Origin of the sequence: Synechococcus sp. R6-10, assembly GCF_047461815.1 — a bacterium.
Classification (GTDB): Bacteria; Cyanobacteriota; Cyanobacteriia; order Thermostichales; family Thermostichaceae; genus Thermostichus.
This window is the reverse complement of sequence record NZ_JANSHW010000112.1, coordinates 1-21,593: the sequence shown is the minus strand read 5'-3', so window position 1 is coordinate 21,593 and position 21,593 is coordinate 1. Positions and strand designations below refer to the sequence as shown.

Annotated in this window: 20 protein-coding genes and 2 pseudogenes; 8 read left to right on the top strand and 14 right to left on the bottom strand. The window is 59.2% G+C overall.

Annotated elements, in window-relative coordinates; translation table 11 throughout:
- Nucleotides 1-288: pseudogene (locus NW837_RS03830) on the top strand (branched-chain amino acid ABC transporter permease); the annotation flags it as partial.
- Nucleotides 289-346: 58 nt separating this feature from the next.
- Nucleotides 347-2,521: a polyphosphate kinase 1 gene (gene ppk1 / locus NW837_RS03825; protein WP_414329343.1), complete on the top strand. Its 2,175-nt coding sequence runs from the start codon at nucleotides 347-349 to the stop codon at nucleotides 2,519-2,521.
- 78 nt (nucleotides 2,522-2,599) lie between these two features.
- Here the strand turns inward: ppk1 and NW837_RS03820 are convergent, their stop codons facing one another.
- On the bottom strand, nucleotides 2,600-3,178 hold the full coding sequence (locus tag NW837_RS03820; protein ID WP_414329342.1) for a DoxX family protein: 579 nt from the start codon (nucleotides 3,176-3,178) through the stop codon (nucleotides 2,600-2,602).
- 283 nt (nucleotides 3,179-3,461) lie between these two features.
- On the opposite strand from NW837_RS03820, the gene NW837_RS03815 reads away from it, so the two are divergent.
- The 3 genes from NW837_RS03815 (at nucleotide 3,462) to NW837_RS03805 (ending at nucleotide 6,349) form a co-directional block, all read left to right on the top strand.
- Nucleotides 3,462-4,553, top strand: a complete 1,092-nt coding sequence (locus NW837_RS03815; RefSeq protein WP_414329341.1) for an ABC transporter ATP-binding protein — start codon at nucleotides 3,462-3,464, stop codon at nucleotides 4,551-4,553.
- A gap of 152 nt (nucleotides 4,554-4,705) precedes the next feature.
- Nucleotides 4,706-5,752 (top strand): GntR family transcriptional regulator, encoded by a 1,047-nt coding sequence (locus tag NW837_RS03810; RefSeq protein ID WP_414329340.1) that lies wholly within the window; start codon nucleotides 4,706-4,708, stop codon nucleotides 5,750-5,752.
- Between the two features lie 114 nt (nucleotides 5,753-5,866).
- The gene (locus tag NW837_RS03805) at nucleotides 5,867-6,349 is read left to right on the top strand and encodes a hypothetical protein (RefSeq protein ID WP_414329339.1); all 483 of its coding nucleotides are present in this window, start codon (nucleotides 5,867-5,869) and stop codon (nucleotides 6,347-6,349) included.
- Nucleotides 6,350-6,409: 60 nt separating this feature from the next.
- Here NW837_RS03805 and ribB read toward each other — a convergent pair.
- From ribB to NW837_RS03740, 13 genes and pseudogenes are all read right to left on the bottom strand, one after another.
- Nucleotides 6,410-7,558: pseudogene (ribB, locus tag NW837_RS03800) on the bottom strand (3,4-dihydroxy-2-butanone-4-phosphate synthase); the annotation flags it as partial.
- 143 nt (nucleotides 7,559-7,701) lie between these two features.
- Nucleotides 7,702-8,871, bottom strand: coding sequence for a molybdopterin-synthase adenylyltransferase MoeB (moeB, locus tag NW837_RS03795; protein ID WP_414329338.1), 1,170 nt, complete (start codon nucleotides 8,869-8,871; stop codon nucleotides 7,702-7,704).
- Nucleotides 8,872-8,873: 2 nt separating this feature from the next.
- Entirely contained in the window at nucleotides 8,874-9,155 is a 282-nt protein-coding gene (locus NW837_RS03790) for a MoaD/ThiS family protein (protein ID WP_414329337.1), read from the bottom strand.
- A gap of 246 nt (nucleotides 9,156-9,401) precedes the next feature.
- The gene (locus NW837_RS03785; protein WP_011433657.1) at nucleotides 9,402-9,890 is read right to left on the bottom strand and encodes a M67 family metallopeptidase; all 489 of its coding nucleotides are present in this window, start codon (nucleotides 9,888-9,890) and stop codon (nucleotides 9,402-9,404) included.
- Nucleotides 9,891-10,051: 161 nt separating this feature from the next.
- Nucleotides 10,052-10,348: a DUF6464 family protein gene (locus tag NW837_RS03780; RefSeq protein ID WP_414329336.1), complete on the bottom strand. Its 297-nt coding sequence runs from the start codon at nucleotides 10,346-10,348 to the stop codon at nucleotides 10,052-10,054.
- 119 nt (nucleotides 10,349-10,467) lie between these two features.
- Nucleotides 10,468-11,901, bottom strand: a complete 1,434-nt coding sequence (gene argH, locus NW837_RS03775) for an argininosuccinate lyase (RefSeq protein ID WP_414329335.1) — start codon at nucleotides 11,899-11,901, stop codon at nucleotides 10,468-10,470.
- A 130-nt stretch (nucleotides 11,902-12,031) separates the two neighbouring features.
- Nucleotides 12,032-12,250: a hypothetical protein gene (locus tag NW837_RS03770; RefSeq protein ID WP_414329334.1), complete on the bottom strand. Its 219-nt coding sequence runs from the start codon at nucleotides 12,248-12,250 to the stop codon at nucleotides 12,032-12,034.
- 471 nt (nucleotides 12,251-12,721) lie between these two features.
- Nucleotides 12,722-14,419, bottom strand: coding sequence for a PP2C family protein-serine/threonine phosphatase (locus tag NW837_RS03765; protein WP_414329333.1), 1,698 nt, complete (start codon nucleotides 14,417-14,419; stop codon nucleotides 12,722-12,724).
- A gap of 80 nt (nucleotides 14,420-14,499) precedes the next feature.
- The gene (locus tag NW837_RS03760) at nucleotides 14,500-15,669 is read right to left on the bottom strand and encodes a glycosyltransferase family 4 protein (protein WP_414329332.1); all 1,170 of its coding nucleotides are present in this window, start codon (nucleotides 15,667-15,669) and stop codon (nucleotides 14,500-14,502) included.
- Nucleotides 15,670-15,808: 139 nt separating this feature from the next.
- Complete coding sequence (locus tag NW837_RS03755; protein WP_414329331.1) at nucleotides 15,809-17,350, bottom strand: MFS transporter; 1,542 nt, start codon at nucleotides 17,348-17,350, stop codon at nucleotides 15,809-15,811.
- A gap of 147 nt (nucleotides 17,351-17,497) precedes the next feature.
- On the bottom strand, nucleotides 17,498-17,842 hold the full coding sequence (locus NW837_RS03750; protein WP_414329330.1) for an MgPME-cyclase complex family protein: 345 nt from the start codon (nucleotides 17,840-17,842) through the stop codon (nucleotides 17,498-17,500).
- A gap of 73 nt (nucleotides 17,843-17,915) precedes the next feature.
- Entirely contained in the window at nucleotides 17,916-18,386 is a 471-nt protein-coding gene (locus NW837_RS03745) for a hypothetical protein (RefSeq protein WP_011433648.1), read from the bottom strand.
- A 162-nt stretch (nucleotides 18,387-18,548) separates the two neighbouring features.
- On the bottom strand, nucleotides 18,549-19,667 hold the full coding sequence (locus NW837_RS03740; protein WP_011433647.1) for a class I SAM-dependent methyltransferase: 1,119 nt from the start codon (nucleotides 19,665-19,667) through the stop codon (nucleotides 18,549-18,551).
- Nucleotides 19,668-19,922: 255 nt separating this feature from the next.
- Between NW837_RS03740 and NW837_RS03735 the strand changes: the two genes are divergently transcribed.
- The 3 genes from NW837_RS03735 to psbZ form a co-directional block, all read left to right on the top strand.
- Nucleotides 19,923-20,579: a response regulator gene (locus NW837_RS03735; protein WP_414329329.1), complete on the top strand. Its 657-nt coding sequence runs from the start codon at nucleotides 19,923-19,925 to the stop codon at nucleotides 20,577-20,579.
- Nucleotides 20,579-21,271: a queuosine precursor transporter gene (locus NW837_RS03730; RefSeq protein ID WP_414329328.1), complete on the top strand. Its 693-nt coding sequence runs from the start codon at nucleotides 20,579-20,581 to the stop codon at nucleotides 21,269-21,271. The genes NW837_RS03735 and NW837_RS03730 overlap by 1 nt, the downstream gene beginning before the upstream one ends.
- 142 nt (nucleotides 21,272-21,413) lie before the next feature.
- Nucleotides 21,414-21,593 (top strand): photosystem II reaction center protein PsbZ (gene psbZ, locus NW837_RS03725; RefSeq protein WP_414329327.1); only part of this gene is annotated, 180 nt, incomplete at its 3' end.

Sequence of the window (21,593 nt, the reverse complement as noted above, 5' to 3'; positions counted from 1 at the left end):
TTTGCCACCTTTATCGTTTGGGTAATGCTGATCGCGGGGGGCAGTGGCAACAATCGCGGCGCCTTGCTGGGAGCGCTGGTAATTTGGGGGGTGTGGTCGGGCAGCGAGTGGCTCACCAACCGTTTGCCGCCCCAGTGGGCCACCCGGGCTGGCCCTTTGCGCATTTTGTTGATCGGGATCCTGCTCCAGGTCATTCTTCTGACGCGCTCTCAAGGATTGTTGCCTGAACGTCCGCCCAAGCCCGTCTTGGGCACTTCTCCTTCGCCTAAGCAGAACCCCGCAGGATAGGATTGGGTCGGCTCCAGCTGTTGTTGACGTGTTTGAGATAACCCAGCCCTCTGTCGTCATGACTCCGCGTCCCAAGGAAACTGACCCTTCCTGGCCACCCTGCAACCCCGACACGACGGGCTGCCCCCCTGATGCCGGACAACCAGGGATCCGGACTACACCCATCCAAGAGGGCTATGCTCTGCCGGAGCAGTATTTCAACCGGGAGCTGAGCTGGATTGAATTCAATGCCCGGGTTTTGCACGAGGCCCTGGATGAGCGCACACCGCTGCTGGAGCGGCTGAAGTTTCTGGCCATCTTTGAGAGCAACCTGGACGAATTTTTCATGGTGCGGGTGGCGGTGATCCGTCGTCAGTTGGAAACGGGCGTGTTGGTGCTAACCCCGGATGGCCTTACACCGCAGCAGCAGTTGCAGCAGATCTCGAGCCACCTGCGCCCCCTGATTCGAAAATTGCACACTTGCTTCCGGCAGGAACTGGTGCCCAAGCTGGCGGAACAGGGCATTCACATCCGCGATTTTTCCGAGCTGGCCGAGTCGGAACGGCAGGAGCTGCGGGACTACTTTGAGAGGCGTTTGTTTCCAGTGCTCACCCCCTTGGCGGTGGATCCAGGCCATCCCTTTCCCTACATCTCCAACCTCAGCCTCAGCTTGGCGGTGGTGGTGCGGGATCCAGAGACTGGCAAGGAGCATTTTGCTCGCGTGAAGGTGCCCAACACCTTGCCCCGCTTTGTGCCGCTGCGGGATGGGGTGAGCTTTGTGCCGCTGGATCAGGTGATTGCCCACCATCTGGAAGCGCTGTTTGTCGGCATGCAGGTGCTGGAGTACTACCCCTTCCGCATCACCCGGGATGCCGATCTGGAAATCCAAGAGGACGAGGCCGACGATCTGCTGGCTGCCATTCAAGAAGAGCTGCGCAAGCGCCGCTTCGGCTCAGTGGTGCGCATGGAGATTGCCAGCCAAACTCCGGCAGCCATCCGACAACGGCTCAGCGAAGAGATGCGCCTCAACAGTGACTCGGTGTACGAAGTGGATGGCCTCTTGAGTATGGGGGGGGTGATGGCGTTTCTCAGCCTGAATCGGCCCGATTTGAAGGATCCCCCTTGGAGGCCGGTCACCCCGCCCCGCCTGCGCACTGCCTCGGTCAGCGATGAGCCGGTGGATATCTTTGCCGTCATCCGGGAAGGGGATCTGTTGGTGCATCACCCCTACGATTCTTTTGCCGCCAGCGTGGAACGGTTTTTGGAGGAGGCCGCCAACGATCCGCAGGTGCTCACCATTAAGCAAACCCTCTACCGCACCTCCGGCGACTCGACGGTGGTGAAATCCCTCATTCAGGCCGCCGAAAACGGCAAGCAGGTGGCCGCTCTGGTGGAGCTCAAAGCCCGTTTCGACGAAGAAAACAACATCCTCTGGGCCAAAAAGCTGGAGAAAGCCGGGGTCCACGTGGCCTACGGCCTGCCGGGGCTGAAAATCCACTGCAAACTGGCTTTGGTGGTGCGGGAAGAGGAGGGATCCCTGCGCCGCTACGTCCACATCGGTACCGGCAACTACAACCCCAAAACCGCCCGTATCTATACCGACCTAGGGCTGTTCACTTGCGATGAGACCCTCTGCAACGATGTTACGGAATTGTTCAACCTACTGACGGGCTACTCGCGGCAACGGCAATTCCGCAAGCTCTTGGTGGCCCCCAGAACCCTACGCCAAGGCATGGAAGCCCTGATCCGCCGCGAGATGCGCCATGCCCAAGCGGGGGGCCAGGGGCGTATCATCGTCAAGATCAACTCTCTCACCGACCCGGAAATGATCCGGCTGCTCTACGAGGCCAGCCAAGCCGGGGTGGAGATCGATCTCATCGTGCGGGGCATGTGCTGCCTCAAGCCGGGGATCCCCGGCCTAAGCGAACGCATCCGCGTGATCAGCATCATCGGGCGCTTCCTGGAGCACTCCCGCATCTTCTACTTCTACAATGGCGGCCAGGAAGAGTACTTCATCGGCAGTGCCGACTACATGACCCGCAACCTGGATCGGCGCGTTGAGGTGGTTACCCCTGTGGAGGATCCCGCGTTGCAGCGGGAGCTCAAGGCAATCTTGGACATCTGCCTGACGGACAACCGGCAAGCCTGGGAGTTGCGCCCTGATGGCACCTACGTGCAGCGGCAACCCAAGCCAGGAGAGCCTGTGCGCTCCACCCACCAACGCCTGATGGAGCGGGCCGCCAGCCGCATTTAGCAGGATGACTCTCACTGCTAACCTCTCTCAGAGGGAGAGAGGAGCAGCCTCGCCGCTATCGGGAATGGCCACCAAAGCTCAGGATCCGGTGGTCTTGGCGGCCTCGGCCTCTTCCTCGCCCAGCGCAATTACCCGTTCCGTGGCCTGCAACGAAGACTGCAAGCTCTCCAACTTTTCCCGGCTGGCGCGGTTCAGCCACGACTCGATTGCATTCACCAAGAGCTGATCCACAGAGAACCAGCCGCCCCCATTCACCGCAAAGGCCAGGAAGATCGCTGCGTAAATGGCGGATAGCTCCAAGTAGGGAACGCTGAAGCCGGCCACCTTAATGTGATGGAACATGGCCACCGCCATCGTGGCGAACAAGCCCAGTGCTGCCCCTCGGGTCAACAAACCCAACGCCACCATCGGAGCTGCGATCAGCTCGGTATAGGCAGCCACATAAGCGAAGAAGATCGGGAAGGGCAACCCGATCACTTCTACATAAGCCGTCGCAAACCCTTCAATATCTGCCAGCTTGTCAAGGCCGTTGTGAATCATGAATAGCCCTGCCACCACCCGCAAAACGGTCCACGCCACTTGAGACCAGCGCGGAGTTACGCTGTCGTGACGCAAAGCCGAGGCGAGTAGCACGGGAAACTGCTGAGTGAGTGCCATAGGATAAAACCTGCGATGCAAAGATGAGCAAGGATTCTAACTTATTGTAACGATTCTAAACTTCTGTAACAAGGGTGGGACTCAGATCCCCAGTGGTCAAGGGATCCCATCCAGAAACAAGGTCTCCGGCCCGCTTTCGCGACCGGTCGGGTGGGTTTCCGGCGAGCTTTCACCCTCGCACACCACCTCTGCTCTTGGCCTGGAACCTTTCCTGCCTTGCTGAGACCTGTCAACCCTCGTAAATAGATCCCTCATAATGGGTTCATTGGCTGACCCTGTCGCTATGATTGCCGAATCTGTCCTCGCCTCTGATGTCAGCTCCGCCAAAGCCCAAGCCGGGAGAGAGGAGGGATCCCCACCTGCCATTCGTTTGCGGAGGGTCAGCCGCAACTTTTCCGGGATCCAAGCGGTGGACGGGGTGGATTTGGAGGTGCAGCAGGGGGAGTTTTTTACGTTGTTGGGGCCGTCGGGTTCGGGCAAAACCACCTGTTTGCGGATGATCGCGGGCTTTGAGCGTCCGGATGAGGGGCAGATCGAATTGAACGGCCAGAATGTTTTGGGTCTGCCGCCCTACCGACGGCCTGTGAACACGGTGTTTCAGGACTATGCTCTCTTCCCCCACATGACGGTGGCGGAGAACGTTGGCTACAGCTTGATGATCCGCGGCATACCGCCGAAGGAGCGCCAAAAGCGAGTGCAAGAGGCGCTGGAGCTGGTACAACTGCCCGATCTGGGATCCCGTAAACCCAGCCAACTTTCAGGGGGGCAACGGCAACGGGTGGCCTTGGCGCGGGCTTTGGTTGGCCGACCGCAGGTGCTCTTGCTGGATGAACCTTTGGGGGCGCTGGATTTGAAGTTGCGCCAACAGATGCAGTTTGAACTCAAGGCCCTACAACACCGCCTTGGTCTCACCTTTTTGTACGTCACCCACGACCAAGAAGAGGCCCTGACCATGAGCGATCGTATTGCCGTGTTCAATCGCGGGCGCATCGAACAGGTGGGATCCCCGGCAGAGCTCTACGAGCGACCTGCCACCCGGTTTGTAGCCGGTTTTATCGGCCAAACCAACTTGATCGAGGGATCCCTGGCGGAACGATGCGTGGGAGAAGCGGCCCTGTTTGCTTTGCGCCCGGAGCACATTCGGATTGACTTATCTGAAGAAGGGATCCCCGATGGCCACTGCCGCTTGCGGGGACGGATTTGCGACACTGCTTATCTAGGGGCTTTCATTCGCTATCAGGTATGGGTGTCGGGCTGTGAGGTGAAACTTTTGGCTGTGCAACCCAACCCCGGCCTGAATTTGCAGCAGTTGCCGGAAGGGACGGAGGTGACTTTAAGTTGGGATCCCAGCCGGATGCACCGCATCCCCGAATAGGGCTCTCAATCCCGATCTCCTCTGGAGCTTGTCTATCCGGCGTCGGCGCTATCTTGCAGGCAGTTGACACTCCCGCCGACTGAAGTCGAGGGATTCTTACGTAGCCCAGAAACGGGCTCGCAACGGCGTTGTCAAAGGGAGAAAAGCGGGCCATGATGCGCATTTCCATCCAGCCGGGGAGCGGGATCCCTGGCTCCGTGCAGCTCTTTAATTTGCTCTGCTTCGCCATTGCCTGTGGGCAGTTTCCTCCCGGCTGCCGCCTGCCCAGCACCCGTCAATTGGCTATGCAAACAGGCCTGCATCGCAACACCATCCACAAGGTTTACCGCCAATTGGAGGCTATGGGCCTGGTGGAAACCCGCGCTGGATCTGGCATTTACGTGAGCCGCTCCGCCCGCCAGGTGGTTAACTACTCTCGCGGCCTGGGGGAAAACCTGGATCGATCCCGACAGGTCCTGGAGCAGGTGCGCCAGGGCATCGACCAGCTGCTGCAGCAGGGGTTTTCTTTGGAGCAGGTGCGGGATCTGCTGCTAGCGGAGATCGATTGGCGATTGCGCTGCAGTGCCCAAGTGCTGGTGTGTGTGCCCAACCGGGATTTGGGTACAGGACAACTGATGGCCCAGCAAATCCAGCAGACTTTGGGCATCCGGGTCCAGTTGGTGCCCCTGGAGGAGCTGGCCACCGTTCTGGATCAGATCCATTCCGGCACTGTGGTGACGCTGCACTATTTTCTCAGCGCCGTCGAGGCCATTGCCCAACCCCGGGGGGCCCGTGTTCTGACAGTGGAGGTGTCCGACTACGCCCGCGAAATTGCCCTGATCCGCCAATTGCCTTCCTACGCCTGTCTGGGGCTGGTGAGCATCAGCACTGCCCTGCTGGAGGTTGCCGAGGTGATCGTCCACAGTCTGCGGGGAGACCTGCTGGTGCTGACGGCAGTGATCTCGGATACGGAACGGGTGGGATCCCTAATCCGCCGCGCCCATACGCTGATTTGCGATGAGGCCAGCTACCCCACCCTGCGGGTCTTGGTGCGCCAAGCCCGAGCCGATCTAATCCGCACACCCAACCTAGTCTGCGCCACCCCCCACATCGGAGAAGCAGCCATGGCCGAGCTGCGACGGGAATTGGGTGGGATCCCTGGAGCCGGAGGGGATAGAGAGGCGGGCGGCAGCGGTTTGCAGAGTAAAGAAACGCATTAAGCCTTGTTGCAGGTGAGCCATTTTGCGGATGACAGGCTGCCCAAGATCGTGCTTAAGTGAAAATACGGTAAAAGCTCTCTCATTTTGATTCATCGCTGATCAGTCTTTACACGCATGGTGATCCTCGACTACGCCTCCGCCAATCACGACTATGTGGCGGTTACACGGGAAGGTTTCTGGGAGGCCATCCGCTTCCAAGACCATTTTTACGTCTTCAACCGGGGCTTTTCTCAGCTGCAAGAGGCCATCGCCAGTTGCCGCTACGACATGGATCACGGATCCCTGATCAGCCTCGTGGTGGTGCGCCCTCAGGGCTATGAAGTGTGGTCGCAGGTGGGATCCGACATTCCCGTCTTGCCGAAGCAACTCTTGAGCCCCACAGCCAGGGACTCCGTCTCGCCGGCGCGCCAGTGCTCCGCACCCCTGTCACCAGCGCGGAAGCGTCGCATAGCAATGACGGCTCCATCGGGGCCCGAACGTCCTTTCTGGTCTTTCTGGGGCTGGGGATCCAAGGCTTATGTGGTGGATGGCGAGCCGGCTGCACCCCAGTCTTTGTTCCACCATAGCCCTCGGCCCTACAACGCGCTACAGGCTTGAGCCGGAATCGGTTGCGCCAGCGTCGTGCAGCAACAGTTTCAGGGAACAGGACGGCTCCACATGCAAATTGAGATCCGGCTCTTCCACCAGCAGGGGCACGCGCTCGGCCACTTCCAGGCCAAATCCTTTCAAGCCGCTGATGTGGCGAGAGGTGTTGCTGATCAGGCGCATTTTGCGCACCCCTACATCCCGTAGGATCTGGGCGCCGATGCCGTAATCGCGCAAGTCCATCGCCACCGGTGGCGCGGTTTCAGAAAGTCCCAGATCTTGCCGGGCGTAGGACTTGATTTGCTCGATGAGACTCAGCTCCTGCTCTTGCCGGCGCAGGTACACCAGTACCCCCTTGCCTTGGTGGTCGATCATCTTCAGGGCGGCGGTCAATTGGCGGCGACAATCGCAGCGCAGGGATCCCAGCGCATCCCCTAGGGGACACTCCACATGGACGCGCACCAGGACGGGCTCAGCGGCAAATTGGGTCGGATCCCCTTTCACCAGGGCCAGGTGCTCGACTTGGTTAAGGCTGTCGCGGTAGCCGTAAACCCGAAACTGGCCGAACTCCGTGGGCAGGGTGGCGGCAGCCTCTCGGTGAACCAGTTGTTCGGTGCGCAAGCGGTACTCGATGAGGTGGGCGATGGTGATGATCTTCAAATCGTGCTGACGGGCATATTCGATCAACTGGGGCAGGCGGGCCATGGAGCCGTCTGGGTTTTGGATCTCGCAGATGACCCCCGCCGGATACAGCCCGGCCAACATCGCCAGATCCACCGCTGCTTCCGTATGGCCAGCCCGTTTGAGCACCCCGCCCTCCCGTGCCCGCAGCGGAAAGACATGCCCAGGGCGGCGCAGATCTTCCGGTCGCGTGTGCGGGTGAATGGCCGCCTGAATGGTGCGAGAGCGATCGGCAGCGGAAATGCCGGTGGAAACTCCAGCCTCTGGCCCAGCATCAATGCTGACGGTGAAGGCAGTTTGGTTGCTGTCGGTGTTCTGCCCCACCATCAGCGGGATCTTCAGCTCATCGAGGCGGGATCCCTGCATGGCCAGGCAGATAAGGCCCCGCCCGTAGGTGGCCATGAAGTTGATAGCTTGGGGCGTGGCAAACTGGGCAGCACAGACCAGATCCCCTTCGTTTTCTCGGTTTTCGTCATCGACCACGATGACCATGCGACCACACTTGAGGTCTTCGAGGGCTTCGGGGATGGAGTGGAAGATCGTTTCTGTCTCGGCCTGCGGGATGGCACTCATGGAAAAGGGGACGCAAAAAGGGAAAACCTGGCACAGCCGGCTCTGGGCACCGGATCTGCCGGATCTATGCTAGAGCAAACCGGGCAACAGCTAGGGATCCCAAGGCAGAGTCAGTACTTGGGAATCGAGGGATCGTAAGCCTCTGCCCAGGCGAGGATCCCCCCGCGCAGGTTTTTTCCTTGGATCCCAGCAGCTTGCAGGATCTTCAGGGCTTTGGCCGAGCGTGCCCCACTCTTGCAGTGGACGATCAGCTCTGAGCCGTTAAGGAGGCGACGCACCTGCTCCACCCCATCGCCGTTTTCAATTTGGGGCAAGGGGATCAGGTGAGCACCAGGGATCCGGCCTATCTCCCACTCATTTGGGTTGCGCACATCGACCAACACAAAGTCTTGGTGAGCATCCATCCGCGCTTTCAGCTCGGCCACAGTGATCTCCGGGATCTCCGCTTGGCCAGCCTGTTCGGCAGCTTGGGCTTGTGGGATCCCGCAGAACTGTTCGTAGTCGATCAGCTCAGTGATGGGCGGAGTAGCCGGGTTTTTGCGCAGCTTCAGCTCCCGGAAGCTCATGTTCAGGGCATCGTAAAGCAGCAGCCGCCCACTTAGGGTTGTGCCCACGCCCAGCAGGATCTTCACGGTTTCGGTAGCTTGAATAACACCGATGATGCCGGGGAGGATCCCCAACACTCCCCCTTCGGCGCAGGAGGGCACCAGTCCTGGTGGGGGCGGCTCGGGGTAGAGATCCCGGTAGTTGGGCCCATCTTCGTAGTTGAAGACCGTCGCTTGTCCCTCGAAGCGGAAGATCGAGCCGTAGACATTGGGCTTGCCCGTCAACACACAGGCATCGTTCACCAGGTAACGGGTGGGGAAGTTATCGGTGCCATCCACAATCACGTCATAGTTGGCAAACAGCTCCAGTGCGTTGTGGGCCTTCAGGGCGGTGTTGTAAACATCCACTTGACAGTGGGGGTTGATCTCCAGGATGCGGTTCTTGGCCGATTCCACCTTCGGCTTGCCCACCCAGGAGGTGCCGTGGATCACCTGCCGCTGCAGGTTGGACACATCCACCACATCAAAATCGACAATGCCGATCCGCCCCACGCCGGCTGCCGCCAAGTACAGCAACAGGGGCGAGCCAAGGCCGCCTGTGCCGATGCACAGCACTTTGCCCGCTTTCAGCCGCTTCTGTCCTTCTAGGCCCACCTCGGGCAGGATCAAATGCCGAGAAAACCGCTCCATCTCTTCGCGGGAGAGGCTAACTTGGCTGGTATCCAGGTTCAACATGCTCACAACCCTCCGGCAATAGCGGGAACGATGCTGATAACGGCTTGCTCTCCCACGGGGGTGCTGTCGCCTTGGGGCAATGTGCGCACATCCTCGTCGTTGAGGTAGACATTGACAAAATTGCGCAGCTTCCCATCCTCGGTGTAGAGGTGGCGCTTCAGCTCGCCATAGCGGGCGATGAGGTTGCCCATCACTTCGCCAACATTGCTGCCCTCGATCTCGACAGCTTCCAGGTTGTCGGTGTAGGGGCGCAGGGGAGAGGGGATCAGAACTTTGGTTGCCATGGGAGTTCGGGGAGAGATCTTGGGTATCTACTGGAGACTTTTGAGGATCCAGAGGATCTGGGCTGACCTATCCGTTTGTCGATCTTGTTGGGGCTGTCTACTGACTTTGAGGATTCAGCTATGTTACAGACAAGGTTCAGCACTAGACTACCGCTTTTTCCGGTGGTACCCATCCCAGCTTTCCGGGATCCCAACTGAACTTAGCCGTGAACTTCAGCCTCAAACAGCGGCAAAGCCCAAACGACTCTAGCTTGCCAAAGCCGGGAGCGGGGGGATGCGAATGTCTTCCAGCATCTGCATCGGCTCCCGTTGGGGCTGCTCCTGCTCATCCAAAACCCAGCTCACCACCTCTTCTGCCTTGCCCTCGCGCACACTGACGATCACACAGGAAAAGCCCCAAGGAAAAGCATGCTGCCGATCAAACTCGGAGGGAATGGCCGCATGGTTGGGGTGGGAATGATAGGTGCCCAGGATCCCCAGCCCTTTGCGCACCGCATGGTCGTTGGCCCGCTTGAAATCCGCCGGATCGATCAAAAAGCGGCGGCGGCTGGATTCCCCGTCTGCCAGAGGGTTTTCCGCTTGATCCCAGGTGTTGGTCACCGACCAAAGCTCGTGGATGATCTTGTCGGATCCCCGGATTTCCCCAATTAAAATGCCGCAGCTCTCGTGGGGAAAGGCTTGTTCGCCGTGCTGGCGGATGCTGTGAAGGTGGTCTGCCGAGAGGTAGAGGGCCATGAATCTCGCCTTTGCCGATGGAGTTACCGTTCTTTTATTCTGGCACAAGTTGGCCGGGGATCCCTCAACTTAGCTACAGCGGATGCCATTGGGGCGCAACGGGCAGGCCGTTCCGCAGAGGCCGCCGCTGCTGAAAATGTTCGGCCACCAGTGTGGCGCGGTCAGACCCGTCCATCGAGTGAACCCAGAGGTGGCTCTGGCTTTGGAGGGGTGACGGGGGCATAGTGGGGGCAACCCTGGCACGGCCCTTGGGGATGGACGGCACAGCGCAACCAAGCCGAGTGGGCACTGAAAACACAAGAGGGATCCCCCAGGGGTGGGCCAAATTCGCCGGCCCGTTGACGGCGCAGCAGCACCACTTGCCGTCGCCAATCTTGCAAAAATCGGCTGTAGGCGCGTTCCCGCCAGCGACGCTTGGCCGCATTTTCGAGGACGTGGGCGGTGAGGTTATCCAACATGGAACGATACCCAGGGAAGAGGCCAACAGGCTGGGAGTTGCGTTGGATGGCTGAGAACCTCAGGATGGCACACACTGGCGAGAAGAACCCAAGAATTGCAAACTCTCCTTAAGTTCAGTTTAAGTTTGTGGAGTTTCTTCCGATGGCTCTGGCTGCTGGTGGCGGGCCTGGGCCCGTTGCAGGGCTTCTCGCACCACAGCAAAGCCCGTTCCCCCGGCGCTGAGCCGCGTAGCCACCACCTGGCGGGGCTCAATGGCCGTCAAAATGTCCGCCTCAAAGGCCGGGTGGAAGGTTTTCCAGCGCTCCAAGGGCAGATCCCGCAGCAGGATCCCCTCTGCCAAACAAATGCGCACAATCTGCCCCACCAAATCATGGGCTGTGCGAAAGGGGATCCCTTTGCGCACCAAGTAGTCGGCCACATCGGTGGCGTTGGAGAAATCTTCCTGCACAGCAGCCGCCATGCGCTCAGGTTGAAATTGGATCCCTTCCCGCAGCAGAAGGGTCATCGCCTCTAGGCAGGCTTTCAGGGTATCGACCGTGTCGAATAGTCCCTCTTTGTCTTCTTGGAGATCTTTGTTGTAGGCCAGCGGCAGCCCCTTCAAGGTGACCAACAAAGCCTGGAGATGGCCAAACACCCGCCCCGCCTTGCCGCGCACCAACTCCGGCACATCGGGATTTTTCTTCTGGGGCATGAGGCTGGAGCCGGTGGCACAGGCATCGGTGAGGGTGACAAAGCCGAACTCCTGGGAAGCCCAGAGGATCATCTCTTCCGAGAGGCGGCTGAGATGCACCAAAATCAAGCTGGCGGCAGCGTGGAACTCCACCAGGTAGTCTCGGTCGCTGACGGCATCCAAGCTGTTGGCGCTGATCCGCTCAAATCCCAGCAGATGGGCGGTGAGCTGCCGATCGATGGGCAGGGAAGTGCCGGCCAAAGCTCCGGATCCGAGAGGACAGACATTCGCCTCTTCCCGCACCCGCCCCAGCCGTTGCCAGTCTCGCCAGAACATTTCTTCATAGGCCAAGAGGTGGTGGGCCAAGCTAATCGGCTGAGCCCGTTGCAGATGGGTGTAGCCGGGCAGGATTGTCTCCAGATGCCGCTCAGCCAAGTCCAACAAAACTCCGCGCAGCTCCCAGAGGGCTTGACGAAGGTGATCGATTTGATCCCGCAGATAGAGGCGCAGATCGGTGGCCACTTGGTCGTTGCGGGAGCGCCCGGTATGCAGTTTTTTTCCCACTTCCCCCACCAAAGCCACCAAACGACGCTCGACGGCATAGTGGACATCCTCTGCCTCTGGATCGGGCCGGAAGGTGCCGGCAGCCGCTTCCTGTTGGATCTGCTCCAATCCCCACCGGATCTGGTCGGCCTCTTGCTGGGTCAGGATGCCACAAGCGGCCAACATCTGCACATGAGCCAGGGATCCGGCCACATCGTAGGGCAGCAGGCGGATGTCGAAGCCGATACTGGCGTTGAAGCGGGCAATGGCAGGGTGCAGGGATCCCTCAAAGCGCTGGCTCCAGGGGCGAGGGGTGGAAGTTACCGTCGGCTCAGACATCGGCTGGGAACTGGGAGAATGGGAAGAAAGACCCCGCTGCAGAAGAAAAAGCACAAAAACCAAATACCGACGGCCAAAACCCCGCCGGCCCAGGCCCAATGGATCCAGCTAGAGCAATGGCGACAAGGCTCTAGTGGGAGCTGGTGATGCTCTTGAGCATGTAGCCCGCCACGATCCCTATCAAGAGCGCCCAAATTTGGCCCGATTCCACAAAGCCATTCCAACCCTTGCGGATATCGCCCAGCACATCCTGTCGGAACACCTGCCCGACAATCATTTCCGTCTGGAAAGCCGCGGGGGCCGGCAAGTAAACCGAGGCGGTTTCAGACCCAGAAGGAGAGAAGTTCATGGTTGTACCTCAGGTGTAGATAACACAGTGCAGCCAACCTGGTAGCTCCACCAGCTAGAGCGTACCGCTCTGAAAGACCTACGAAACGCCAACAAACACTTCCACTCGCACCGGCGGCGCGGAGTGCTCAGCGTCTGCCGCGCTTCTGCTTTCTTCCTGCCTTAACGAACTATGGCTGGCAGCAGAGATCACCCCCACTGCCCCGCCAGAGGGATCTCCACAGGCGTGACTTCCCCGCAAGCTGCAGGTAGCCGCTCCTTGCTCTCTGAGAGAGCCACACAGACTAAAGCTGGAGCAGGCTTTAGCCCATGCAGAACGCATGCCAGAACTAACCAACTAGCCTAGTAGTCCGGCAAAACCACGTCAACCAACCCACCGTTGCTGCCCAGCCCAGTAGCGTTGAGTAGCTTGCTTGAGCTATTGTGAGCGTTGCGGCCTGCTGTCATTAACCCTGAGTTTGAACTTTTTTAGCTAGGCTGGCTCGGAGTCGGGCAACACCTTCAACACCACCAGCGTTGTGTCGTCCACGGGCTCAGGCCGCAGGGAAATCTCGTCCTGCAACAGGAGCTCTGGATCCTCGGGCAGCCATAGGGGAAGAGGGTGGGATCCCCGACGGCCTCGGAAGGCATCCATCTGCTCAAACAAGCTCTCCAAAATGTCTTCGGGGGAGTCGTAGCGACAGGCAGCATACTGGATGGCGTCCATCAGCCCAGAGGTTTCCAAGCGCTCGCCGCGGGTGTTGGCTGTCTCCGTGTAGCCATCGGTGTAGTACACCACCACATCCCCGGGTTGCAGTTGCACGCAGCTTTCCGAGTAGTGGCTGTTTTCTTCCAAGCCGATCAGCGCCCCCTCTGTGTCCAGGGGTTGAATTTCTCGGGTGCGGGCCTGCCACCACAGGGTGGGGTTGTGGGCCGCGTTGCTGAAGCAGAGGCGATGGGAGCGGGGATCGTACTCCGAATAAAACAGGCTGATGAAGCGATTGGAGTTTTCCAGGTCACTGTACATGGCCCGGTTCAGATGTTGCAGAACACGGGCCGGCGAATGGCGGTTGAGGGCCTCCGCCCGCACCATGGCGCGGGTCATGGTCATCAACAGGCCGGCGGGCACCCCTTTGCCCATCACATCCCCAATGACGATGGCCAAGCGAAAGCCTGCCGTTTCTTCAGATGAGTCGGATGTTTCCAGGCGTTCGCCGGGAATCTTGATGAAGTCATAGTAGTCGCCCCCCACTTTGCTGGCCACCCGGCAACGGGCTGCCAAGCGAATCCCCTTGACTTGAGGGCACTCGCGGGGTAGCAGTTGGGTCTGGATGTAGGAGCCAATCTCCATCTCTTTTTCCAGGGCCATCTTGCGGCGCAAGGCTGCCGTCAAGCGGTCATTTTCGATGGCCACCCCTGCCTGATCGGCGACCAAGCGCAACAGTTGTTGGCGACGTTCATCCCAGTGGTAGCCAGGCTGACGGCTGAAGACGTACAAGCGACCCTGGACAGAGTTGCGAATCAGCAGCGGCGTGCCGAAAAGGCGTACATCCGGCCCCAAGCTCTGGCGGAACCGTTCGTCCAAGAGGTGTTCAAGGGCAGGGATCTTAACAGACAGGGATCCCTCCGTTTTGAGAATGGGCTCTTGAGCCGAGAGGGTCTGGGTAATTTGCTCCATCTCAGCCCGAATCTGCTCGCGGTGATTGAGATCAGAGCAATGCAGTTGATCCAACTGGATGGTGCCGTTGGGATTGAACAAAACCAGGGCTCCGCCTTCGGCATCGGTCAGTTGGCTGGCCACAAAAGCCGTCAGCTCCAGGATCTGGTTCAAGTTGTTAAAAGAGCGCAGAGCAAAAGCCAGCCACGCCAGCAGATACTGCATCCGATGGTGTTCTCTCTCCAGTTCTGCCACCCGATCCGGCATTGCAGGGGCAGGCACAATGGCCGGCTTGACCTCCGGCAGCTCTCTATCATCGGACGCAACGGCACCTGAAGAGGTGGGATCCTCATCCTGGCCGGTCTGAGCTGAGCGCAAGTCCCCCGAATTGTCCGTGGGCGACAGCGACGGAGCATTGGGGGGGAGGGGATTTTTGCCCGAATCCTGGGCCAGCAAGGACTCTGACCACAAAGAATCTGACAGCCCGGCAGGGGGCTGCCCTAAAACGGCCTTTTGGGGGCTGTGATCATCCATCGGGAAGACTGGCGTTAATCCCTTGGAAACGTAACGAAACAGCTTAGCAAAAATATCACAAGCTTCATCACACTCATCCCTCACACCCAGCGATGCTGACGGGATCCCTGGCACAGTTCCCGGTAGAGCTGTTCCACCTGGTTGATGTTGTGGCTGAGGGTATAGCGCTCCAGCACCCGCTGGCGGGCCTTCATCCCCAGCAGTTGGGTAAACTCCCGTTGATCCCGCAGCAAAGGCAACAGCGTTTGCAGCTCCGCCGTCACCCGTGTCGGATCCAGCAGGATCCCGGCTCCATCGGCCAAAACCTCGCCATCGGCACCCACATCGGTGGCCACTGCTGCCAGCCCACAGGCCATCGCCTCCAACAGGGACAAAGAGAGCCCCTCGATTAAAGAGGGCAAAATAAACACATCGGCTCCTCGCAAGATCTCGATGCGTTGCTGCTCGTCGGCAATATAGCCCAGCCAGTGGATCCCATGTTGAAGGGTGTAGAAGGGCTTGAGGGTGTTGAGCAGCGGCCCATCCCCCACGATCAGCAGACCACACTTCTCCCCCATTTGGGCGTGTTTCCAAGCCTTGAGCAGGGCCTCCAGGTTTTTCTCCGGCGAAACCCGCCCCTGATAGACGAAGATCCGCTCCAGTCCCAACCGCTGTTTGAGGGTGGAGGGCCCAGGCGCGTACTTGTCCACATCCACACCATTGGGAATGACCACCACCTGCTGGGGGCTCACCCCCAGTTTGACCAAGATCTCCCGTTGCGTTTCCGAGAAGACAATGGTGCGGTGATAGTTGGCCAAACACGGGGCGTAGAGCTGGTAGGCCAAGTATTGGGTGCGAGAGGCGATGTTGCGCCGCCGTCGGTCGAAGGCCGGGTGGAAAGTAGCCACCAGCGGCTGGTTGAGCTCAGCGCAGATCTCCGGCAACACAAAGTCGATGGGAGAAATGGTCAAGGAGGCATGCACCAGATCCGGCTGCAATTCCTTGAGGGCCTGGGTGAGCAACCGCTTGGCGTTGGGGGCCGGGATCGTGTAAATCTGCGACTTGTACAGACAGGGGAGGGAAACGTCTCGACGATCCAGCTCCGCCCTCCAGCCTTCACCTCCAGGATCCAGGGCGGGCGGTTGGCCCTCGTTGGTGAAGTGAAAAAAGCTCACTTGATGCCCTCGATCCAAAAGGCCGTTGGTCATCTCGCGGCTATAGGTGACGTTGCCACAGAAAGGTGTCTTTTTGCCTATCCAGGCGATGTGCATGGGCGGATCCCCGCGGAGCTGAAACGCTGAGCTGCAAAGGGAGTCTCGATTCTTAAACCTCTACAAGAGTAGCAGAGTTGGCTCCTGCCTTGACCCGTTCCCCCAGAAGAGGGTATCCAGCCTGGCGCTGCGGCAGGATTTAGGGGGCCTCTCTGCCCAATAAGCTCCAGGTGTACAGCCCCGCCAGCCCCGTCAGAACAGCCAGGGCCACAAACATCCAGGGAAGGCCAAAGCAAGCTTCCGCCAATCCCGTAAACACCAGCGGCAAACTGAGGGCAATGTTGGCGGCGTTGTTCTGGAGCCCAAAGATCTTGCCTCGCAGATGGTCAGGCGTTTCCTCTTGGATCAAGGTTTGCATCGGCACCGCCACCAGAGCCCCGCCACAGCCCAACAGGGCAATCCAGCCCAAGCTGGGCAGCAGCCAGTGGGTCGTCCAGGAGAGGGCTGCCAGAGCCCCACAGAGCAGCAGGGATCCCAGGCCAACCCAGGCGCGGCGGCTCACCCGTCGGCCCGTATGGCCCACCCAAAAGGCGCCGATCCCCATGCCCAGGCCGGCAGCGGCCAACAACACCCCGAACTGATCCGGCTTCAGCTCTGCCATCACTTCGGCCATGCGCACCGCCAAAACTGCCAGCGCCGCAAACAGCGAGTAAAGCACCACCACCTGCACCAAAGCAGCTCGGATCAGGGGCACCTGGCCGACATAGTGCAGGCCCAGCCGGAGATCTTCCCAGAGGTGAGGGACTTCCCAACGCCGGGGCTCCAGCTTCTCATGGGGTTGTAGCAGCAACAGCAGGGATCCCGCCAAGAGGTAGGCTCCCCCCACCAACAGCTCCGGCCCCACTTCCCAGCCCGGCAACCAATGGCGTACCCAACGATCTGCCAGGGTTAACAGCGGCTCCCCCACGGCAAACCCGACGATCAGCGAAGCCATCATCGTGGTGGTGTACAGGGAGTTGGCCGCCAGCAGCTCTCGCTTCGGCAGGATCAGGGGCAAAGTCGCCTGCTCGGCAGGAGCAAAAAACTGGGTCAGAACCGAGACGGCAAAGCTCACCAGCAACAGCCCCGCAAACCCCAAGGGGATCCCCGGCCAAAGGTCGCGCCCGGCAGTGAGCCAGAGCAGCGGCGGCAACAGCAGCACTAGGATCCCACGCCCCACGTTGGAGAGCACCAACACTCCTTTTTTTAGCCAGCGATCCACAAACACCCCCGCCAGGCTGCCCAGTAGCATCGCCGGCAGCGTAAAAGCCAGCATGATGGCCGAAACCTGACCGCTGATGGAAGCCCCTTCGGGTTGAAATTCGCGGGCAACCAACCCAATCAGCAGCACCAACAACACCTTGTCCGCCAACTGGGAACACACCTGCCCCATCCACAGCAGCAGGAAATTGCGCCGGCGCAGCACGGCCACAAAGTTTCTCAGGCCCGGCTCAGATAGACCTTGATCTTCTTTTTTTTGCCCTTTTTCGGGATCTTCAGGAGATGGCTCTGGCAAGGGATCCCCAGGAGAACACTCCGGCGAGCTGAGGGCGGGGCTTGCTGTCGGCTCAGGCGAGAGAGCTTCTGACTTCAGCCCCCAAGTTGGCGTTGACGCAGGTGGGGGATTCTGGAGAGGGGAACTGGGGTGGCAGATCCCTGCCCCTCCCTCCGGCCAGCCCCATCGTTGCTCCAAAGTCATCATGCTCCCCAGGTGACCTGCCCATTTCCCCGACGTCGGCCCCACAACAGAATGGGATCCCGTCAGCAAACAAAAGTGGAAATGGGGTGCCCCGATCTTATCTTGGCCCGCCTTCCAATCCACCAACCCAAATCTTGGGAATCGGCAGGCCTAGCTTCCTGCGGCAGACAAGGAGCGCAAGGGATCCGGGATCGACTCGCTGGGAGCCACAAAGCTGCCCTTCTCTACAAAGGTTAAGCGCAGGCTCAGCCAACGAATAAAATCCGCGTTGGTGGATACCACTGCCCCCAGGGGCTCCTTCAACTTGTCCCGCAGGGGCTTTAACTCTGGAGCTTCCATGAAGGCCGGCTGGGGCACCCAGAAGAAATCGACAGGGCAATGGCGCTCCTCGCAGTATCGACGACGCTCCTCCAGCACCTCTTCCAGAGGCTCAGAACGTAAGAAAGACAGGCTGGCAACGACAAAATGATAGGTAGTCGGTTCGGCAGCAGACATAAGATTGCTGTGGAACTGTGTTGAGAATAAAGGCTAGAGCCGGGCGTCCACCGCTCCTTGCAGATCCTCTCCCTCAGAGAGAGGCAGATTTGAGCAGATGCGGAGCCGGATCGCGGGAGCTACACAGCGGCTGACAGTCTTCCAACTGCCGGAGAACGGGTAGCCGCGCCATGACTTCCTCAGGGGGCATGGAGTGTTCTGAAGCCTGCTTGAGGGTAGGTAGAGCCTGAGCTGCCCATTCCCGAGCCCAGGGAGCGGACTCAGGAGTTTCCTTCTCCTCCAACAGCTCTTGGCAAAGGGCAGTTGAGCGCTCCAAGTCACCACTGCCCTGATATGCCATGATCAGAGCTACACGAGCCAAAACGCATTCTTCCGGATCTGCCCTAGAGCCATTGCGCTCGCTCAGGCGGCGGGACAAACTCTCTTGTCTTTCTTGGATGGAACAGCAGTAGCAGAAGGACTCGAGAAGGTTGATCGCCTCCAGGTAACGCTCCTGCTTGAGAGCAGTGATACCGGCGCGGAGGGATCCATGGGGGTGGGACATGAGCCTAAGTACAAGAAAAAGATCTTAGACGGACTTGCACCTGAAGGTTATCCAGTCAGTGGCCCGTCTTCTCATCCAAGGTTTCGTGTCTAAAACTACTATACACCCTCTGGACAAGTGACCGCCGATTTACTCTTCCTCTTAAGCTTGTGGAAAGGGCGCTCAACCCTTACGGGCTAGGGTGTAGGCGCTGACATAGTGAGTCTCCCGGCGCAGCACCGCACAGCCTGCCTGTTGCAGGCGCACCCCCAGATCGTCGTGGATGTAGTCGCGGTAGTAGGGTTCGTGGAAGGTTTGCATAAAGGCTTCCATCGTCTCCTTCAGCTCTGGCGAATCCAGCAGTTGCACCGAGTCGCAGATGACCACCACGCCCCCTGGCTTCACCACCCGACTCATCTCGTTGATGACATTTTGTCTGGCCGGGCCAGGCAGCTCATGAAAGAGAAAAACGCTGATGACGGCGTCAAAGGTGGCATCGGCATAGGGCATGGCCTCGGCGTTGGCGCGGATAAGCTGGGGCAGCTCCCCCGGCAGCTCCTGCAACAGTCGGTTGGCCTTGCGCAGATAGGCAGGAGAAAGATCCAGGCCATACAAAGCCGCTTTGGGCAGGGATCCCCGCAGTAGGCGCAGCATCCGCCCCGTGCCACAGGCTACATCGAGGATGTGGGGGCTGACCAAGGTGGGATCCAACGCATCTTTGAGCAGGCGAATCACCCGACGGCGCATCGCGTCCGCTGTGCCCCCAAACAGCAGCTCCACCTGCAGGTCATAAAGCTCAGCCGAGCTGTCGCTCAGGTAGCCGTTGGTTTGGTAATGGAAATTTTGCAGGTAGTATTTCGGATAGCCCTCGGTGGAGATGTCTTGAGAAAACTCTTGGTAACGCTTGCTGTGAACCCGCCGAGTAATTTGCGGCAAATCCAACCACACCTGCGGGTAATAGCGGGCAAAGTCCAGCCAGGGGTTGTCGAACAAGAGCGCGTGCGGGTAGTACCCTGCCTCAGCATCTTGCCAGTCCGCTTGCAGGAGTTGTTCATAACGGGCCCGCAACACCTGTAGCGTGTCAGCGCTCACCCGCACCTTGGCCCGCGGCGGCGGGGTCCTCCCGGAGGAGAAGCTTTGCAGATCCCTGAGCACGGAGAGCATCAGATCTGAAGCTTGGGTGGAGAGCGCTTTGTGGGCAAAGCCGAAGATGTTTTTGCCCCACTGAAAAGCGCGGTAGGCAGCTTCTCCGACTGGAGATGGGATCGGCAGCGACAGCTCAGGACTTAGTTGTAGGCTCATAACCCTGCAAGGTGCGAATGAAGAATGAAGGCTTAACGTTTGTTTACACTTAATTATAGCAAGGCGGCCACGCCGGGCCGGCAGCCGCTGGGCGCGGGGAAAACCTGGCGGAATTGGATCCCTGAGCACACCCCATCTGGCCAAGCAGGGGAGTACTCTAGTGGTGTCCTCAAAAGGATGTCCCCGATTGCCCTATGAGCTGGAGGAAGGGGCTGATCAGGTCGATTTGATAATGGGAAGAGGGAGCGCCTCAGCATGACAACCAAGACGGTGTTGGTCATTGACGATAGCATCATGATTCGCAAGATGGTGGCCAGCATCTTGGCCGATCAGTTCCAAGTGGTGGAGGCCAAAGACGGGTTGACAGGGCTGGAAGCGGCCAAAAAACATCACCCCGACCTGATCCTGCTGGATTTTGTCATGCCCAAGATGGATGGCTACGACACCTTGCAGGCCATCCGCCGCGAAGACAGTCTGAAAAATACTCCTATCATCATGATGTCGGGGCTGAAGGAACAGGTGACTGCCCGCATTCCTGAGCCCTTTGTCGATTTTGATTTCATCGAGAAACCGTTTGAGGCAGATGCCCTTTTGGCTCTTATCCAAAAGGTCCTCCAGGTTGCCCCTGCCGCTGCACCGGAGCCGGGATCCGAAGCCAACACCCAACTGATTCTGAACCGGCTCACCGCCATCGAGACGCTGCTGATTCAAGGTACGGAAAACTTGATCCAGCGGGAGGTGGTGGCGCGGCTTTCTGGGATCAACCAATGCCTGGCGCGTCAGGAATCCCGCAGTGCCAATCTGGAGGCCCAGATCAGCAAGCTCGCCGGCGAAGTGGAGCGACATGCCCAGGGTTTGGCCTTGATCGTCAAGGAGCTGCGGCACATTCGTAAGTTGTTGGGGGGATCCTGATGTCTGAGAGGGTCTTTGAGCGAGCTTATCGGCACCTGGATGCAGTGACGGCTCTGTTTGTGGCCGTGCTGCTGATTTCCAACATCGCCTCGACCAAGATCGTTCTTCTGGGGCCCTTTACCTTTGACGGGGGCACCATTCTCTTCCCCCTCAGCTATATCTTTGGCGACATCCTCACCGAAGTCTATGGCTATGCCCGCTCGCGACGGGTGATCTGGCTGGGATTTCTCTCGGCGGCCCTCATGTCGGTGACATTCATGATCGTGGGATCCCTGCCGGCCGCCCCCGACTGGCCCTATCAAGAAGCCTACGACCAGATTCTGGGCCTGACGCCCCGCCTTGTGCTGGCCAGCTTAATCGCCTATTGGGGAGGCAGCTTTGCCAACGCCTATGTACTGGCCCGGATGAAGGTGTGGACGCGGGGACGGTGGCTGTGGACGCGCACCATCGGCTCTACCTTGGTGGGCCAAGCGGTGGACACGGGTCTGTTTGTCACTTTGGCTTTTTGGGGGGTGTTCCCCGGCCTGGGCAGCTTAATACTCTCCAACTATGTGTTCAAGTGTGCCGTTGAGGCGGCGTTCACGCCCCTGACCTATGCCATTACCGGCTGGCTAAAGCAGCAAGAACAAGAAGACTACTTCGATGTGGCAACCGACTTTAACCCCTTCCGCCTCCAGCCTGTATCCAGGTGAGTCCATCAACTGCCCCAACGGATTTGGCTTTGAGAGGGATCCCATTTTGGTATAGTCAGAGCGTTATCCTTTCTATCCTGCTGCCATCCGGTGTTACCGGGAGCTTTTATCCAAGACAAGACTTTTGTGAGGGATCCGCAAGATGATGCTTGTTTTCCAAATTGCTTTGTTGGTGTTGGTGCTTTACAGCTTGCTGTTGGTGGTGGCGGTGCCGGTGCTCTACAGCTCAGCCAGTGACTGGAGCCGGGCCAAGAATGTGATTCTGGTGGGATCCCTGCTCTGGGTGCTGATGGTGATCGGGGTGGGGGTGCTGAGTTTCCTC

Coding starts and splice junctions, on each gene's coding strand:
- NW837_RS03815 (WP_414329341.1), top strand. CDS start 3,462: ATGATTGCCGAATCTGTCCTCGCCTCTGATGTCAGCTCCGCCAAAGCC.
- NW837_RS03770 (WP_414329334.1), bottom strand. CDS start 12,250: ATGAACTTCTCTCCTTCTGGGTCTGAAACCGCCTCGGTTTACTTGCCG.
- NW837_RS03805 (WP_414329339.1), top strand. CDS start 5,867: ATGGTGATCCTCGACTACGCCTCCGCCAATCACGACTATGTGGCGGTT.
- NW837_RS03780 (WP_414329336.1), bottom strand. CDS start 10,348: ATGTTGGATAACCTCACCGCCCACGTCCTCGAAAATGCGGCCAAGCGT.
- NW837_RS03785 (WP_011433657.1), bottom strand. CDS start 9,890: ATGGCCCTCTACCTCTCGGCAGACCACCTTCACAGCATCCGCCAGCAC.
- moeB (WP_414329338.1), bottom strand. CDS start 8,871: ATGTTGAACCTGGATACCAGCCAAGTTAGCCTCTCCCGCGAAGAGATG.
- NW837_RS03820 (WP_414329342.1), bottom strand. CDS start 3,178: ATGGCACTCACTCAGCAGTTTCCCGTGCTACTCGCCTCGGCTTTGCGT.
- NW837_RS03810 (WP_414329340.1), top strand. CDS start 4,706: ATGATGCGCATTTCCATCCAGCCGGGGAGCGGGATCCCTGGCTCCGTG.
- argH (WP_414329335.1), bottom strand. CDS start 11,901: ATGTCTGAGCCGACGGTAACTTCCACCCCTCGCCCCTGGAGCCAGCGC.
- NW837_RS03790 (WP_414329337.1), bottom strand. CDS start 9,155: ATGGCAACCAAAGTTCTGATCCCCTCTCCCCTGCGCCCCTACACCGAC.
- NW837_RS03735 (WP_414329329.1), top strand. CDS start 19,923: ATGACAACCAAGACGGTGTTGGTCATTGACGATAGCATCATGATTCGC.
- NW837_RS03755 (WP_414329331.1), bottom strand. CDS start 17,350: ATGATGACTTTGGAGCAACGATGGGGCTGGCCGGAGGGAGGGGCAGGG.
- NW837_RS03765 (WP_414329333.1), bottom strand. CDS start 14,419: ATGGATGATCACAGCCCCCAAAAGGCCGTTTTAGGGCAGCCCCCTGCC.
- NW837_RS03745 (WP_011433648.1), bottom strand. CDS start 18,386: ATGTCCCACCCCCATGGATCCCTCCGCGCCGGTATCACTGCTCTCAAG.
- NW837_RS03740 (WP_011433647.1), bottom strand. CDS start 19,667: ATGAGCCTACAACTAAGTCCTGAGCTGTCGCTGCCGATCCCATCTCCA.
- NW837_RS03730 (WP_414329328.1), top strand. CDS start 20,579: ATGTCTGAGAGGGTCTTTGAGCGAGCTTATCGGCACCTGGATGCAGTG.
- NW837_RS03750 (WP_414329330.1), bottom strand. CDS start 17,842: ATGTCTGCTGCCGAACCGACTACCTATCATTTTGTCGTTGCCAGCCTG.
- NW837_RS03760 (WP_414329332.1), bottom strand. CDS start 15,669: ATGCACATCGCCTGGATAGGCAAAAAGACACCTTTCTGTGGCAACGTC.
- ppk1 (WP_414329343.1), top strand. CDS start 347: ATGACTCCGCGTCCCAAGGAAACTGACCCTTCCTGGCCACCCTGCAAC.